This is a genomic window from Streptomyces sp. NPDC004732, from assembly GCF_040609235.1.
Taxonomy (GTDB): Bacteria; Actinomycetota; Actinomycetes; order Streptomycetales; family Streptomycetaceae; genus Streptomyces.
In genome coordinates, this window is sequence record NZ_JBEXJR010000011.1 from 55,322 (window position 1) to 69,513 (window position 14,192).

A 14,192-nucleotide genomic window follows, 5' to 3' on the forward strand; every position below is an offset into this window, starting at 1 on the left:
CCCATGACCGGGCTCAACACCATCCTCATCGTCGTCGGTCTCTTCCTGATCGGCGGCATCATCTCCTTCGTCAAGCAGGGCATGCCGAAGAGCCTCATCACGCTGCTCTCCATCGCCGCCGTGATGTGTCTGGCCGCGGGCATCCTGCGGCTCGACTACTGGAACTGACGGGAGGCGTACGCACCATGAGCACTCCCAAGAAGGTCGTCGTCTTCGACTACGGCTTCGGCAACGTGCGCTCCGCCGAGCGGGCCCTCGCGCGCGCGGGCGCCGACGTCGAGATCACCCGTGACTTCGACACCGCCATGAACGCCGACGGCCTGCTCGTGCCCGGCGTCGGCGCCTTCGCCGCCTGCATGCAGGGGCTCAAGGAGGCGCGCGGCGACTGGATCGTCGGGCGCCGCCTGTCCGGCGGCCGCCCCGTCATGGGCATCTGCGTCGGCATGCAGATCCTCTTCGCGCGCGGCATCGAGCACGGCGTGGAGACCGAGGGCCTGGACGAGTGGCCCGGCACGGTCGCGCCGCTGAAGGCCGAGATCGTGCCGCACATGGGCTGGAACACGGTCCAGGCCTCCGCGGGGTCCCCGCTCTTCAAGGGCCTGGACGACGACGCGCGCTTCTATTTCGTGCACTCCTATGCGGTCCACGACTGGTCCCTGGAGGTCGTGAACCCGGTGATGCGCGCCCCCCACGTGCACTGGTCCACGCACGGCGAGCCCTTCGTGGCGGCCGTCGAGAACGGCGCCCTGAGCGCCACCCAGTTCCACCCCGAGAAGTCCGGCGACGCCGGCGCCCAGCTCCTCACCAACTGGATCGGAACCCTGTGAGCACCCTCGAACTCCTTCCCGCCGTCGACGTCCGCGACGGCCAGGCCGTACGCCTCGTCCACGGCGAGTCCGGCTCGGAGACGTCCTACGGCTCCCCGCTGGAGGCCGCCCTCGCCTGGCAGCGGTCGGGCGCCGAGTGGCTGCACCTGGTCGACCTGGACGCCGCGTTCGGCACCGGCGACAACCGCGCGCTGATCGCCGAGGTCGCGGGCGCCATGGACATCAAGGTCGAGCTGTCGGGCGGCATCCGCGACGACGACACGCTCGCCGCGGCCCTCGCCACCGGCTGTACCCGCGTCAACCTCGGCACGGCCGCCCTGGAGACCCCGGAGTGGGTCGCCAAGGTCATCGCCGAGTACGGCGACAAGATCGCGGTCGGCCTCGACGTACGCGGCACGACGCTGCGCGGCCGCGGCTGGACCCGCGACGGCGGCGACCTCTACGAGACCCTGGAGCGCCTGAACGCCGAGGGCTGCGCGCGGTACGTGGTCACGGACATTGCCAAGGACGGCACGCTGCAGGGCCCCAACCTGGAGCTCCTGCGCAACGTCTGCGCGGCGACGGACCGCCCCGTGGTCGCCTCCGGCGGGGTGAGCAGCCTCGACGACCTGCGCGCCATCGCCGAGCTCGTGCCGCAGGGCGTCGAGGGCTCGATCGTCGGCAAGGCGCTGTACGCGAAGGCGTTCACGCTGGAGGAAGCGCTGGAGGCCGTGTCGCGATGAGCGGGCTGCGACGAGTGCAGAGCGGGAGCCCCTGGGAGGAGGCCTTCGGCTTCGCCCGTGCCGTCGAGGCGGGCGACCGGGTCGTGGTCGGCGGCACCACCTCCTTCAAGGGCGACGTCCTGTACGGCGAGGGCGACCCCTACGAACAGGCGCGGGTCGCCATGGACAACGCGCTGGAGGCGATCGGCGAGCTCGGCCTCGGGGCCGAGTCCGTGATCCGCACCCGAATCCTCTTGACTCACGCGCGGGACGTCGACGAGGTGGGCCGGGCCCACAAGGAGGTCTTCGGCTCCGTGCGTCCGGTGCTGACCATGGCGGTCGTCTCCGGCTTCGTCGACCCGCGCATCCTGGTCGAAGTGGAACTGGAAGCCTTCCGAGGAGCCCCCGCATGACGCTCGCGGTACGCGTGATCCCCTGCCTGGACGTGGACAACGGCCGCGTCGTCAAGGGCGTCAACTTCCAGAACCTGCGCGACGCGGGCGACCCCGTCGAGATGGCCAAGGTGTACGACGCCGAGGGCGCCGACGAGCTCACCTTCCTGGACATCACCGCGTCGTCCGGCAACCGCGAGACGACGTACGACGTGGTCCGCCGCACCGCCGAGCAGGTCTTCATCCCGCTCACGGTGGGCGGCGGCGTACGCACCGCGGAGGACGTCGACAAGCTGCTGCGCGCGGGCGCGGACAAGGTCGGCGTCAACACGGCCGCGATCGCGCGCCCCGACCTGATCCGCGAGATCGCGGAGCGGTTCGGGCGCCAGGTCCTCGTCCTGTCGGTGGACGCGCGGCGCACTCCGTCCGGGCCCTTCGAGGTCACCACCCACGGCGGCCGCAAGTCCGCGGGGATCGACGCGGTCGAGTGGGCGCACCGGGCCGCGGAGCTCGGGGCGGGGGAGATCCTGCTGAACTCGATGGACGCGGACGGCACGAAGGACGGCTACGACATCGAGATGATCTCGGCCGTACGCAAGCACGTGACCGTTCCCGTGATCGCCTCCGGTGGCGCGGGCCGCCTGGAGCACTTCCCGCCCGCCGTCGCGGCGGGCGCGGACGCGGTGCTCGCGGCGTCGGTCTTCCACTTCGGCGATCTGCGGATCGGTGAGGTCAAGGAGACGTTGCGGGGGGCGGGGCACCCGGTCCGCTAGCGGCGGGGGTTCTTGGGTCCCGGTCACCCTGTGTGGGTGGCCGGGGCCTTTTCGCGTCACAGTGCGAAAGAAAGGTTGCGCAATATTTGTTGCGCAACTTTTCTTTCGTATCTACCGTGAGGGCATGGAGAACCGTCGCCGGATCACGGATCTGGGCACCCTCAAGGCCTTCGGGCACCCCCTGCGCATGAAGCTGTACAGAGCCCTGCGGGTGGGCGGCCCCGCGACCGCCTCGCACCTGGCGGCGCAGGTCGACGAGGCTGTCTCCCTCGTCAGCTACCACCTGCGCAAGCTCGCCGAGCACGGCCTCATCGAGGCGGCCGAGGTGCAGAGCGAGGACGCACGGGAGCGGTGGTGGCAGGCCGCGCAGGACACGCTGAGCTTCCGCCACGAGGACTTCAAGGACACACCGGAGGGGGCCGCCACCCACGCGGCCGTCATCCGCGGCCTCGTCGCGCACCGCAGGGAGCAGTACGAGACGTACCTCGACCAGCAGGCTGCCTGGGGCGCCGAGTGGCGCCGGGCGGCGGACCAGTCGGACTTCCTCGCCCGCCTCAACCCTGCGGAGCTCACGGCCCTGAACGCTGGCATCCACGACCTGATCCAGACGTACACGGAGCGCGGCAAGGCCGCCGAGGCGGCCGGAGACACCGAGGGCCGCGAGCACGTCGCCGTGCACATGGCCAGCTTCCCGTTCCGGATCTGAGGGGCCCGCCGTGACCACAGTGACCGCGCCCCCGGCGACCGAGCGCCCAGCCCACCGCGACGCCAACGTCCTGCGCTGGCTCGGCGCCTACACCACGTCGATGGTCGGCGACGGGATCTACTTCGTCGCCCTGTCCTGGGCCGCAGCCCGCAGCGGAAGCGCGGGCCAGGCGGGCCTGGTCCTCGCCGTCGGCGCCGTCCCGCGGGCCGCCCTCATGCTCGGCGGGGGAGTCGTCGCGGACCGCCTCGGCCCGCGCCGCGTGGTGATCGGTAGCGACGCGGTCCGCTGCGCGGTGCTCCTCGTGGCCGCGCTGCTGCTGCTCGTCTCCTCGCCCGGCATCTGGCTGCTCGCCTGCATCGCCCTGGTCTTCGGCGCGGTCGACGCGCTGTTCCTGCCGAGCGTGGGCGCGCTGCCGCCCCGCATCACCGCGCCCGACCAGCTGGGACGGGTCCAGGGCATGCGGGGGTTGGCGCAACGCGTCGCCACCGTTGTCGCGGCGCCGCTGGGCGGCCTCGCCGTGGCGCTCGGCGGACCGGCGGCCGCGTTCGGCGTCGGCGGCGTGCTGTTCGTCCTCTCGCTGGCGCTGCTCGCGGCCGTACGCCTGCACCCGCTGCCTGCCGACGACACCATGGCGCGCGGCGACTCGGCCATGCGGCAACTCGTCGACGGGCTGCGGTACATCCGCGGACATCGTGTCCTCGCCCCGCTGACGCTCGTCGCGGCGGTGACGGAGCTCGGCTTCGCGGGACCCGCCAACATCGGCCTGGTGCTCGTCGCCGACCGGCGCGGCTGGGGTGCAGCGGGGATGGGGTGGGTCGTTGCGGGATTCGGCGTCGGCGCGGGGCTCGCCGCCCTCCTGCTCGCCGTGCGCGGGCGGATACCCCGGGCCGGGGCGGTGCAGTCCGTGGGCGTCATCGCCGGAGCGGTCGCCCTGGCGGGCATCGGCTTCGCGCCCTCGGTCGCGGTGGCCACGGCGGCCGGGCTCTGCGTGGGGCTGTGCACCGGGCTCGGCGGCGCCCTGATCGGGGCGCTCATGCAGACCGCCGCCGACCCTGCCTACCTGGGGCGCGTCACCTCCGTGGCCACCCTGTTCACGATGGGCGTCGCACCGCTCTGCTACCCGGTCGTCGGCGCCGCGATCGGGGCGTGGGGCATCGAGCCGGTGTACACAGCGTGCGCCGCACTCAGCGCCCTAGGCGGCGTCATAGGCCTCTGCTCACGCCCCCTGCGCCGCGCCGAACTCCCGCGCTGAGCGGGGAAGTTCAGAGGCCCAGCTGCTTCGACTCGTGCAGCGTCGCAATCGCTCCCTTGTCGCCGTCCAGCTCCACGTCCGCGACCGCCTGCCTGCCGTACGCGAACATCAGCAGCTCCGACGGCTCACCGGTCACCGTCACCACCGGCGCGCCCCGGTGGGCCACCGCCGTCTGGCCGTCCGGGCGGCGCAGCACCAGGCCCACCGGGGCCTTGCGGCCCACCAGGCGGGCCGAGCGCTCCAGGCGGGACCAGAGGGTGTTCGCGAAGACCGGGTCGAGGTCGCGGGGCGTCCAGCCTGGACGCGCGCGGCGCACGTCCTCGGTGTGGACGTAGAACTCGACGGCGTTCGACAGCTCGTCGATCTGCTTGAGGGAGAAGGGCGAGAACCGCGGCGGTCCCGTACGGATCAGCTGGATCAGCTCCTCGTACGGCTTCGCGGCGAACTCGGCCTGGACCCGCTCAAGCCGCGGCGCGAGCTGCTTGATCAGGAGCCCGCCCGCCGCGTCCGCGCGGCGCTCGCGCACCACCACGTGGGCCGCCAGGTCACGCGTCTTCCAGCCCTCGCACAGGGTGGGCGCCTCGGGACCCTCCGCCTCCAACAGATCGGCGAGGAGAAGTCGTTCACGCTTCGCATGGGTCGACATGTCAGCCACCCTACGACCGGCCCCACGGTCCGGACAGTGGACACCGCCCTGGGCGGCCCGCGAAGGGCGGCACAATAGGGCCATGACCAGCGTTCCCCCGCCCAGCGGCAGCCTCGACCCGGAGATCGCCGCGCGCCTCAGGCGCAGCGCCGACGGCCTCGTCCCCGCCATCGCCCAGCAGTACGACACCGGTGAGGTGCTCATGCTCGGCTGGATGGACGACGAGGCGCTGCACCGCACCCTCACCACGGGCCGCTGCACCTACTGGTCGCGCAGCCGCCAGGAGTACTGGGTCAAGGGCGACACGTCAGGGCACTTCCAGTACGTCAAGGAGGTCGCGCTCGACTGCGACGCGGACACCGTCCTCGTCCAGGTCGACCAGATCGGCGCGGCCTGCCACACGGGCACGCGCACCTGCTTCGACACCGACGTCCTGCCCGTCCTGCCCGTGCCCGGCGCGCCCGGCTCCGGTCAGTAGGGTCTGCTGCCATGGACCTCGAGACCTTCCGCAAGCTGGCGGCCGACCGCCGAGTGATCCCCGTCAGCCGCAAGCTCCTCGCGGACGGCGACACCCCCGTCGGCCTCTACCGCAAGCTGGCCGCCGAACGCCCCGGCACGTTCCTCCTCGAATCCGCGGAGAACGGGCGCGCCGGGTTCTTGTGGTCTCGCTACTCGTTCGTCGGCGTCCGCAGCGCCGCCGCCCTCACCGTCCGCGACGGCGAGGCCCACTGGCTCGGCACCCCGCCCGTCGGCGTGCCGACCTCCGGCGACCCGCTCGCCGCGCTGCGCGCCACCATCGGGATACTGCACACCCCCCGCGACGTCGTCAGCGCCGACGGCCTGCCGCCCTTCACCGGCGGCATGGTCGGCTACCTCGGCTACGACATCGTGCGCCGCCTGGAGAAGATCGGCCCGGGGGAGCGGGACGACCTGCGACTCCCCGAGCTGACCATGCTGCTCACCAGCGACCTCGCCGTCCTGGACCACTGGGACGGCTCGGTGCTGCTGATCGCCAACGCGATCAACCACAACGACCTGGAGACCGGGGTCGACGAGGCGTACGCCGACGCGGTCGCCCGCCTCGACGCCATGGAGGCCGACCTCTCCCGGCCCCTCTCCCAGCCCCCGGCCGCCCTGCCGCCCTCCGAGCTCCCCGCGTACACCGCCCTGTGGGGCGGCGAGCAGTACCAGGAGGCCGTCGAGGACATCAAGGAGCGCATCCGGGCCGGTGAGGCCTTCCAGGTCGTCCCCTCGCAGCGCTTCGAGACCCCGTGCACGGCGACCGCGCTGGACGTCTACCGCGTGCTGCGCGCCACCAACCCCTCGCCGTACATGTACCTCTTCCGCTTCGAGGGCTTCGACGTGGTCGGCTCCTCGCCCGAGGCCCTCGTCAAGGTCGAGGACGGGCGCGCCATGGTCCACCCCATCGCGGGGACCCGGCACCGCGGTGCCACCCCGCAGGAGGACCAGGCACTCGCCGACGAGCTGCTCGCCGACCCCAAGGAGCGCGCCGAGCACCTGATGCTCGTCGACCTGGGCCGCAACGACCTGGGCCGGGTCTGCGAACCGGGCTCCGTCGAGGTCGTCGACTTCATGTCCATCGAGAAGTACTCCCACGTCATGCACATCGTGTCGACGGTCACCGGCCAGGTCGCCGAGGGCCGCACCGCCTTCGACGTGCTCACCGCCTGCTTCCCCGCGGGCACCCTCTCCGGCGCCCCCAAGCCCCGGGCGATGCAGATCATCGACGAGCTGGAGCCGTCCCGCCGCGGGCTCTACGGCGGCTGCGTCGGCTACCTCGACTTCGCGGGCGACTCCGACACCGCCATCGCGATCCGCACCGCCCTGCTCCGCGAGGGCACGGCATATGTGCAGGCCGGGGCCGGGGTCGTCGCCGACTCCGACCCCGTCGCCGAGGACACCGAGTGCCGGAACAAGGCCGCCGCGGTGCTGCGCGCCATCCACACGGCGAACCGGCTGCACGGACGTTCGGGCCGTGAGGGATAGTGGACAGGTGACTTCTGCCGTACCTCCGCCCCGTACTGAGGACACGTCCACGTCCGAGAGCCCGGCCCAGCGCAGCAGCAGACGCAGCATCGCTGTCGCCCTGCTGCTCGGTGCCGTCGGCGCGGCCCTCGCGCTGCTCGCGTCCCGCCAGGCCTGGGCCCACGGCACCGCGTCGGTGGCCGGCGGCGAGCTGCCGCTGACCGCCAAGGGCAGCGACGTCACGGGCGTGCCCGCGGCCCTGGCGATCGTCGGCCTCGCCGCCCTCGTCGCGGTCTTCGCGGTCCGCCGTGCCGGACGCTTCCTGGTCTCCCTGCTGCTCACGCTCAGCGGCGGCGGCATCGTCGCCGCGGCGCTGCTCGGTGCCAACGACAGCGACTCCCTCGACGAGAAGGCCGCCACCGCGTCCGGCGACGCCGCCACCACCATCGGTGACCTGTCGCACACCGGCTGGCCCTACGCCGCGGCCGCCGCGGGCGCGCTGCTGCTGCTCGCCGGGCTGCTCGCCCTCACCTACGGCCGCTCCTGGCCCGCGATGTCGGGGCGCTACGAACGCGACGGCACGCCCAGTCCCCGCAAGGCGCGCCGCGCCCCGGACCCGGAGCGCCCCGAGGAGCTGTGGAAGGCCCTCGACCGCGGCGAGGACCCCACGCACGGAACCTGACCCCCGAGCTCGGGGCAGGTGCGCGAGTGCGGGAGAATGGCAGGGAGCGTCCGCTACGCGGTGGGCTCCCCAGTCCCCGCCGCGCACACAGCAACAAGGAGCATTTTCATGGCGCATGACCACGGACACACCCCGGCTGCCTGGACCGGTTCGATCATCGCCTTCGTCGGCTTCTGCGTCGCGGGCGCCTTCATGGTGATGGCCAACGTGCCCGGCTTCTGGGTCGGCATGGCGATCACCGTCATCGGCGCCCTCGTGGGCGGCGCCATGCGCGCCGCGGGCATGGGCCAGGCCAAGCGTCCGCAGCGCCAGGTCGCGACCTCCGGCAGCTGACCGCGCCGCACGGCAAGAGGCGGTCCGGCAGGTGCCGGGGCCGCCTCTTCCGCGTTTCCGGAACTCCCCGCCATCGACCCGCCGTGCCCACCGGGCGACGCGCCCGGGCGCGCGGCAGAATGCACGGGTGACCGCCGAACCCGAGAGCGCCGCGCCCGCCGTCCTGACCCGTCTGCTCGTACCGGCGGGACTGCTCGCCTCGGTCGCCGGAGCCTTCGCCTACGTCGGCGCCGTCGACCCGAACGAACCCGGCCACTATCCCGCCTGCCCGCTGCTGCGCCTCACTGGCATCTACTGCCCCGGCTGCGGCGGCCTGCGCAGCGCGCACGCCTTCGTGCACGGCGATGTCGCGGCGGCCCTCGGCGCCAATGCGCTCGCCGTCGCCGGGTACGTCGTCTTCGCCGTGCTGTGGACCGTGTGGGTGGTCAGGACCGTGCGCGGGCGGCCCTTGCGGATCACGTTGGGGACGGTTCAGCTGTGGGGTCTCGGCGCCCTGGTCGCGATCTTCACCCTGACGCGCAATCTGCCGTTCGGGTCATGGCTGCATCCCTGAAACCGCAGGTTGCGGGCCCGACGGCTGTCCAGGTCGTGGGATGCGCGTCAACCGGATGCGGGCCCTTCGCCCTCCTGCGGATACCATCGCAGTGACCAGCTTGAACGTCAGCTCAACCGTCAGGAAGGGGGCCGCTCGCGTGAGTGTGCTCGACGAGATCATCGACGGAGTCCGTGCCGACCTCGCGGAGCGGCAGGCACGCGTCAGCCTCGACGAGCTCAAGGAGCGTGCGGCCAAGGCTCCCGCGGCCAAGGACGGTGCGGCGGCCCTGCGCGGCGACGGCGTCAAGGTCATCTGCGAGGTGAAGCGCTCCAGCCCCTCCAAGGGCGCGCTCGCCGCGATCGCCGACCCGGCAGGCCTCGCCGCCGACTACGAGGCGGGCGGCGCCGCCGTCATCTCCGTGCTCACCGAGGAGCGCCGCTTCGGCGGTTCGCTCGCCGACCTGGAGGCCGTCCGGGCCAAGGTCGACATCCCGGTGCTCCGCAAGGACTTCATCGTCACCTCGTACCAGCTGTGGGAGGCCAGGGCGTACGGCGCGGACCTCGCGCTGCTGATCGTGGCCGCCCTGGAGCAGCCCGCCCTGGAGTCCCTCATCGAGCGCGCCGAATCGATCGGCCTCACGCCGATCGTCGAGGTGCACGACGAGGACGAGGCCGAGCGTGCGGTCGACGCGGGCGCCCGTGTCATCGGCGTCAACAACCGCGACCTCAAGACCCTGAAGGTCGACCGCTCCACCTTCGAGCGGGTCGCCCCCGAGCTGCCGGACAGCGTCGTCAAGATCGCCGAGTCCGGTGTGCGCGGGCCGCACGACCTCATCGCCTTCGCCAACGCGGGCGCCGACGCGGTGCTCGTGGGCGAGTCCCTGGTCACCGGCCGCGACCCGAAGGGCGCGGTCGCCGACCTGGTCGCCGCGGGCACGCACCCGGCGCTCCGGCACGGACGGAGCTGACCCTCCCCATGTCGATCTCCGCCCGCCTCGCACCCGGTTGCCGCCCCCGCGGCTGCCGGGCGCCCGCGCGGCGGGTGCGGGGCAGGCGGGTGCGGTACCACATCGGCTCCGAGCCGGGTCAGATTCCCGGGATGCGATGGCGACGCGGCGCCCTGTGCGCCGCCTGAACTGAAGAACCCACGCGCCGTTGTCGGCCGGGTTCCGTCGCGACCGTGGCCCCTCGTGGGCTTGTCGCGCAGTTCCCCGCGCCCCTGAAGGGGCGCCAAGCACCCATCGCCATCGCCAGCCCTGACAAGGATCCAGCCATGTCAAGCGAGTACTTCATCCCGGACCCGGAGGGTCAGATCCCCAGCGCCGAAGGCTACTTCGGCGCGTACGGCGGCAAGTTCATCCCGGAGGCCCTCGTCGCCGCCGTGGACGAGGTCGCCGTCGAGTACGACAAGGCGAAGAGCGACCCCGCCTTCGCCGCCGAGCTGGACGACCTGCTCGTCCACTACACCGGGCGGCCCAGCAGCCTCACCGAGGTGCCCCGCTTCGCGACGCACGCCGGTGGCGCCCGCGTCTTCCTCAAGCGCGAGGACCTGAACCACACCGGCTCGCACAAGATCAACAACGTGCTCGGCCAGGCCCTGCTCACCAAGCGGATGGGCAAGACCCGCGTCATCGCCGAGACCGGCGCCGGACAGCACGGCGTCGCCACGGCCACCGCCTGCGCGCTCTTCGGCCTCGAATGCACCATCTACATGGGCGAGATCGACACCGAGCGCCAGGCCCTGAACGTGGCCCGCATGCGGATGCTCGGCGCCGAGGTCGTCGCCGTGAAGTCCGGCAGCCGCACCCTCAAGGACGCCATCAACGAGGCGTTCCGCGACTGGGTGGCCAACGTGGACCGCACCCACTACCTCTTCGGCACCGTGGCCGGGCCGCACCCCTTCCCCGCCATGGTGCGCGACTTCCACCGCGTCATCGGCGTCGAGGCCAGGCGGCAGATCCTGGAGCGCGCCGGGCGCCTGCCCGACGCCGCCGTCGCCTGCGTCGGCGGCGGATCCAACGCCATCGGCCTCTTCCACGCCTTCATCCCGGACGCGGACGTGCGCCTCATCGGCTGCGAGCCCGCGGGACACGGCGTGGCGACCGGCGAGCACGCGGCCACCCTCACCGCGGGCGAGCCGGGCATCCTGCACGGCTCCCGCAGCTACGTCCTCCAGGACGAGGAGGGCCAGATCACCGAGCCCTACTCGATCTCGGCCGGACTCGACTACCCCGGCATCGGCCCCGAGCACGCCTACCTCAAGGACAGCGGCCGCGGCGAGTACCGGGCGGTCACCGATGACGCGGCGATGCAGGCCCTGCGCCTCCTGTCGCGCACCGAGGGCATCATCCCTGCCATCGAGAGCGCCCACGCGCTCGCCGGGGCGCTTGAGGTCGGCAAGGAGCTCGGCAAGGACGGGCTGATCGTCATCAACCTCTCCGGGCGCGGTGACAAGGACATGGACACGGCCGCGCGCTACTTCGGCCTGTACGACACGGACGCAGTCGTCGAGGCGGACGCGTCCGCCACCGGCGCCGAGATCGAGGGGGACGCCAAGTGAGCGGCAACATCAGGCTGTTGGACGAGGCCCTCGCCGGTGCCAAGGCCGAGGGCAGGGCCGCCCTCATCGCCTACCTGCCCGCGGGATTCCCCACCGTCGACGGCGGCATCGAGGCCGTCAAGGCGGTCTTCGACGGCGGCGCCGACGTGGTCGAGGTCGGTCTGCCGCACTCGGACCCGGTGCTCGACGGCCCGGTCATCCAGACCGCCGACGACATCGCGCTGCGCGGCGGCCTCAAGATCCGCGACGTCATGCGCACCGTCCGCGAGGCCCACGAGGCGACCGGCAAGCCGGTGCTCGTCATGACGTACTGGAATCCGATCGACCGCTACGGCGTGGAGCGCTTCACCGCCGAGCTCGCCGAGGCGGGCGGCGCGGGCTGCATCCTGCCGGACCTGCCCGTCCAGGAGTCCGCGCTCTGGCGGGAGCACGCCGAGAAGCACGGCCTGGCGACGGTCTTCGTCGTGGCGCCGAGCAGCAAGGACGAGCGGCTCGCCACGATCACCGCGGCGGGCTCCGGCTTCGTCTACGCGGCGTCGCTGATGGGGGTCACCGGCACCCGTGAGTCGGTGGGCGCCCAGGCGCAGGACCTGGTGCGGCGCACCAAGGCCACCACCGAACTGCCGGTCTGCGTCGGCCTCGGCGTCTCCAACGCCCGTCAGGCCGTCGAGGTCGCGGGCTTCGCCGACGGAGTGATCGTCGGCTCCGCGTTCGTGCAGCGGATGCTGGACGCGCCGGACGAGGCCACCGGGCTCGCCGCCGTGCGTGCGCTCGCCGGTGAGCTCGCGGACGGGGTCCGCGGCAAGGCGTAACTCGTACGGGTGGACCTGGACCGGGGAGGCACGCTCGTGCCTCCCCGGTTCGTTTGGCCCAGTGTGAGCGAGAAGAACCGTGAGGGAAAACGATCGGCCCGCGAGCGGCTGGCGGAAGAGCGAGATCGGCAGAAGGCGCGTGACAAGCAGCGCCGGGCGCTGGTCGTGGGCGCCGCGGTGGTAGGTGTCCTCGGACTCGCCGCCGTGGTCGGGCTGCTCGCCGCCAACTCCGGCGACGACGACAAGAGCGACACGGCGGGTCCTGTGGTCGCGCCCAAGGGAGCGAGCGACAAGGACGGGCCCGCGATCCCCGTAGGCAAGGAAAGCGCCAAGTCCACCCTCACCGTCTGGGAGGACTTCCGCTGCCCGGCCTGCAAGGGATTCGAGGACGGCTATCGCTCGACGATCCACGAGCTCACCGAGAAGGGCGAGCTCAAGGTCGAGTACCACCTGGCCACCCTCATCGACGGGAACATGGGCGGCAGCGGCTCCAAGCGCGCGGCCAACGCCGCGGGCTGCGCCCAGGACGCGGGCAAGTTCGTTCCGTACCACGACGTGCTCTTCAAGAATCAGCCCGCCGAGCCCGACGACGCGTTCGGGAAGAACAGCAAGCTGATCGAGCTCGCCGGGCAGGTGGACGGCCTGGACACCGGCTCCTTCAAGAAGTGCGTCGAGGACGGCAAGCACGACAGCTGGGTCGACAAGTCCAACCAGGCGTTCCAGGACGCGAAGCTCGGAGGCACCCCGACGGTCCGGCTCAACGGCAAGGACATCTTCGGGGACCAGAGCAACCCGCTGTCGCCCCAGAAGCTGAAGCAGTTGGTGGCAGAGGCGAACCGGAGCTGATGCGCGGGGGCGGCAACCGAGCGGGTGCCGACGTCACCGACGTGGCTGACGTTATGGACCCGTAGCCGGACCGGTTGCCGTCCCCGATGCCCGGCACGGTAGCGTCGGTCGTGTCATGGACCTTGCCTTCATTCCCAGTCCGTCGCGCGGTGTGGTCGAACTCGGACCCATCCCGTTGCGCGGCTACGCGTTCTGCATCATCATCGGCGTCTTCGTAGCCGTCTGGCTCGGCAACAAGCGGTGGATCGATCGCGGGGGCCGGTCAGGCACCGTGGCCGACATCGCCGTGTGGGCCGTGCCGTTCGGCCTCGTCGGCGGCCGCCTCTACCACGTGATCACGGACTATCAGCTGTACTTCAGCGACGGCCGTGACTGGGTGGACGCCTTCAAGATCTGGGAGGGCGGCCTCGGCATCTGGGGCGCGATCGCGCTCGGCGCGGTCGGCGCATGGATCGGCTGTCGCCGCCGCGGGATCCCGCTGCCCGCCTGGGCCGACGCGCTGGCCCCCGGCATCGCCCTCGCCCAGGCCATCGGCCGCTGGGGCAACTGGTTCAACCAGGAGCTGTACGGCAAGGCCACGGACGTGCCCTGGGCGCTGAAGATCACCTCGGCCGAGGACGGCCGGGTCCCCGGCACGTACCACCCCACCTTCCTGTACGAGTCGCTGTGGTGCATCGGCGTCGCCGCCCTCGTCATCTGGGCGGACCGCCGCTACAAGCTCGGACACGGCCGGGCGTTCGCGCTGTACGTCGCCGCGTACTGCGCCGGGCGCGGCTGGATCGAGTACATGCGGGTCGACGACGCGCACCACGTGCTCGGCCTGCGGCTGAACGTGTGGACCGCCATCGTGGTGTTCGTGCTCGCGGTCGCCTACCTCGTGGTGTCGGCCAAGAAGCACCCCGGACGCGAGGAGATCGTCGAGCCGGACGACGAGTCGTCCCCCGACGGGAGCGACACCGCCGCCTCGAAGCTCACCAAGCCGGAGGACGAGGCCAAGAAGGCCGACAAGGCCGAGAAGGCTGACAAGGCCGAGAAGGCTGATAAGGCGGAGGACGCCAAGGCCTCCGACGAGGAAGCCGGGTCGGCCAAGAAGAGCTGACCGCCAACGGTCGTACGTCGAAGGGCCGCCGGATCACCTGATC

Annotated in this window: 18 protein-coding genes; 17 read left to right on the forward strand and 1 reads right to left on the reverse strand. The window is 72.0% G+C overall.

Features of this window, described 5'->3' with window-relative positions; all coding sequences use genetic code 11:
* The first annotated feature begins 3 nt into the window (after window positions 1-3).
* The 7 genes from ABZV77_RS30740 (at window position 4) to ABZV77_RS30770 (ending at window position 4,651) form a co-directional block, all read left to right on the forward strand.
* A complete protein-coding gene (locus tag ABZV77_RS30740; protein ID WP_055527442.1) occupies window positions 4-168 on the forward strand; it encodes a hypothetical protein in 165 nt (54 codons plus the stop codon).
* 17 nt (window positions 169-185) lie between these two features.
* Window positions 186-827 (forward strand): imidazole glycerol phosphate synthase subunit HisH, encoded by a 642-nt coding sequence (hisH, locus tag ABZV77_RS30745; RefSeq protein ID WP_356263760.1) that lies wholly within the window; start codon window positions 186-188, stop codon window positions 825-827.
* The gene (gene priA, locus ABZV77_RS30750; RefSeq protein WP_356263763.1) at window positions 824-1,549 is read left to right on the forward strand and encodes a bifunctional 1-(5-phosphoribosyl)-5-((5-phosphoribosylamino)methylideneamino)imidazole-4-carboxamide isomerase/phosphoribosylanthranilate isomerase PriA; all 726 of its coding nucleotides are present in this window, start codon (window positions 824-826) and stop codon (window positions 1,547-1,549) included. The genes hisH and priA overlap by 4 nt, the downstream gene beginning before the upstream one ends.
* Entirely contained in the window at window positions 1,546-1,941 is a 396-nt protein-coding gene (locus ABZV77_RS30755; RefSeq protein ID WP_356263766.1) for a RidA family protein, read from the forward strand. The genes priA and ABZV77_RS30755 overlap by 4 nt, the downstream gene beginning before the upstream one ends.
* A complete protein-coding gene (gene hisF, locus ABZV77_RS30760; RefSeq protein WP_356263768.1) occupies window positions 1,938-2,693 on the forward strand; it encodes an imidazole glycerol phosphate synthase subunit HisF in 756 nt (251 codons plus the stop codon). The genes ABZV77_RS30755 and hisF overlap by 4 nt, the downstream gene beginning before the upstream one ends.
* A 124-nt stretch (window positions 2,694-2,817) precedes the next feature.
* The gene (locus ABZV77_RS30765) at window positions 2,818-3,399 is read left to right on the forward strand and encodes a helix-turn-helix domain-containing protein (RefSeq protein WP_356263771.1); all 582 of its coding nucleotides are present in this window, start codon (window positions 2,818-2,820) and stop codon (window positions 3,397-3,399) included.
* A gap of 10 nt (window positions 3,400-3,409) precedes the next feature.
* On the forward strand, window positions 3,410-4,651 hold the full coding sequence (locus tag ABZV77_RS30770; RefSeq protein WP_356263774.1) for an MFS transporter: 1,242 nt from the start codon (window positions 3,410-3,412) through the stop codon (window positions 4,649-4,651).
* A gap of 10 nt (window positions 4,652-4,661) precedes the next feature.
* Here ABZV77_RS30770 and ABZV77_RS30775 read toward each other — a convergent pair whose 3' ends face one another.
* The gene (locus ABZV77_RS30775) at window positions 4,662-5,297 is read right to left on the reverse strand and encodes a TIGR03085 family metal-binding protein (protein WP_356263776.1); all 636 of its coding nucleotides are present in this window, start codon (window positions 5,295-5,297) and stop codon (window positions 4,662-4,664) included.
* 82 nt (window positions 5,298-5,379) lie between these two features.
* Between ABZV77_RS30775 and hisI the strand changes: the two genes are divergently transcribed.
* From hisI to lgt, 10 genes are all read left to right on the forward strand, one after another.
* Complete coding sequence (hisI, locus tag ABZV77_RS30780; protein ID WP_356263779.1) at window positions 5,380-5,775, forward strand: phosphoribosyl-AMP cyclohydrolase; 396 nt, start codon at window positions 5,380-5,382, stop codon at window positions 5,773-5,775.
* Window positions 5,776-5,786: 11 nt separating this feature from the next.
* The gene (locus tag ABZV77_RS30785; RefSeq protein ID WP_356263782.1) at window positions 5,787-7,304 is read left to right on the forward strand and encodes an anthranilate synthase component I; all 1,518 of its coding nucleotides are present in this window, start codon (window positions 5,787-5,789) and stop codon (window positions 7,302-7,304) included.
* A gap of 7 nt (window positions 7,305-7,311) precedes the next feature.
* Complete coding sequence (locus ABZV77_RS30790) at window positions 7,312-7,965, forward strand: TIGR02234 family membrane protein (protein ID WP_356263784.1); 654 nt, start codon at window positions 7,312-7,314, stop codon at window positions 7,963-7,965.
* Window positions 7,966-8,073: 108 nt separating this feature from the next.
* Window positions 8,074-8,298 carry an HGxxPAAW family protein gene (locus tag ABZV77_RS30795; RefSeq protein ID WP_356263787.1) on the forward strand — a complete coding sequence of 75 codons (225 nt, stop codon included), beginning with the start codon at window positions 8,074-8,076 and terminating at the stop codon, window positions 8,296-8,298.
* Between the two features lie 127 nt (window positions 8,299-8,425).
* Window positions 8,426-8,851: a DUF2752 domain-containing protein gene (locus ABZV77_RS30800; protein ID WP_356263790.1), complete on the forward strand. Its 426-nt coding sequence runs from the start codon at window positions 8,426-8,428 to the stop codon at window positions 8,849-8,851.
* Window positions 8,852-8,990: 139 nt separating this feature from the next.
* Window positions 8,991-9,800 (forward strand): indole-3-glycerol phosphate synthase TrpC, encoded by an 810-nt coding sequence (gene trpC / locus ABZV77_RS30805; RefSeq protein ID WP_055565964.1) that lies wholly within the window; start codon window positions 8,991-8,993, stop codon window positions 9,798-9,800.
* Window positions 9,801-10,105: 305 nt separating this feature from the next.
* A complete protein-coding gene (gene trpB / locus ABZV77_RS30810) occupies window positions 10,106-11,392 on the forward strand; it encodes a tryptophan synthase subunit beta (protein ID WP_356263793.1) in 1,287 nt (428 codons plus the stop codon).
* Complete coding sequence (gene trpA / locus ABZV77_RS30815) at window positions 11,389-12,204, forward strand: tryptophan synthase subunit alpha (protein ID WP_356263796.1); 816 nt, start codon at window positions 11,389-11,391, stop codon at window positions 12,202-12,204. Before trpB ends, trpA begins: the two co-directional genes overlap by 4 nt.
* Before the next feature lie 63 nt (window positions 12,205-12,267).
* Window positions 12,268-13,050, forward strand: coding sequence for a thioredoxin domain-containing protein (locus ABZV77_RS30820; RefSeq protein ID WP_356263799.1), 783 nt, complete (start codon window positions 12,268-12,270; stop codon window positions 13,048-13,050).
* A gap of 115 nt (window positions 13,051-13,165) precedes the next feature.
* Window positions 13,166-14,149, forward strand: coding sequence for a prolipoprotein diacylglyceryl transferase (lgt, locus tag ABZV77_RS30825; RefSeq protein WP_356263802.1), 984 nt, complete (start codon window positions 13,166-13,168; stop codon window positions 14,147-14,149).
* Window positions 14,150-14,192: the final 43 nt, after the last annotated feature.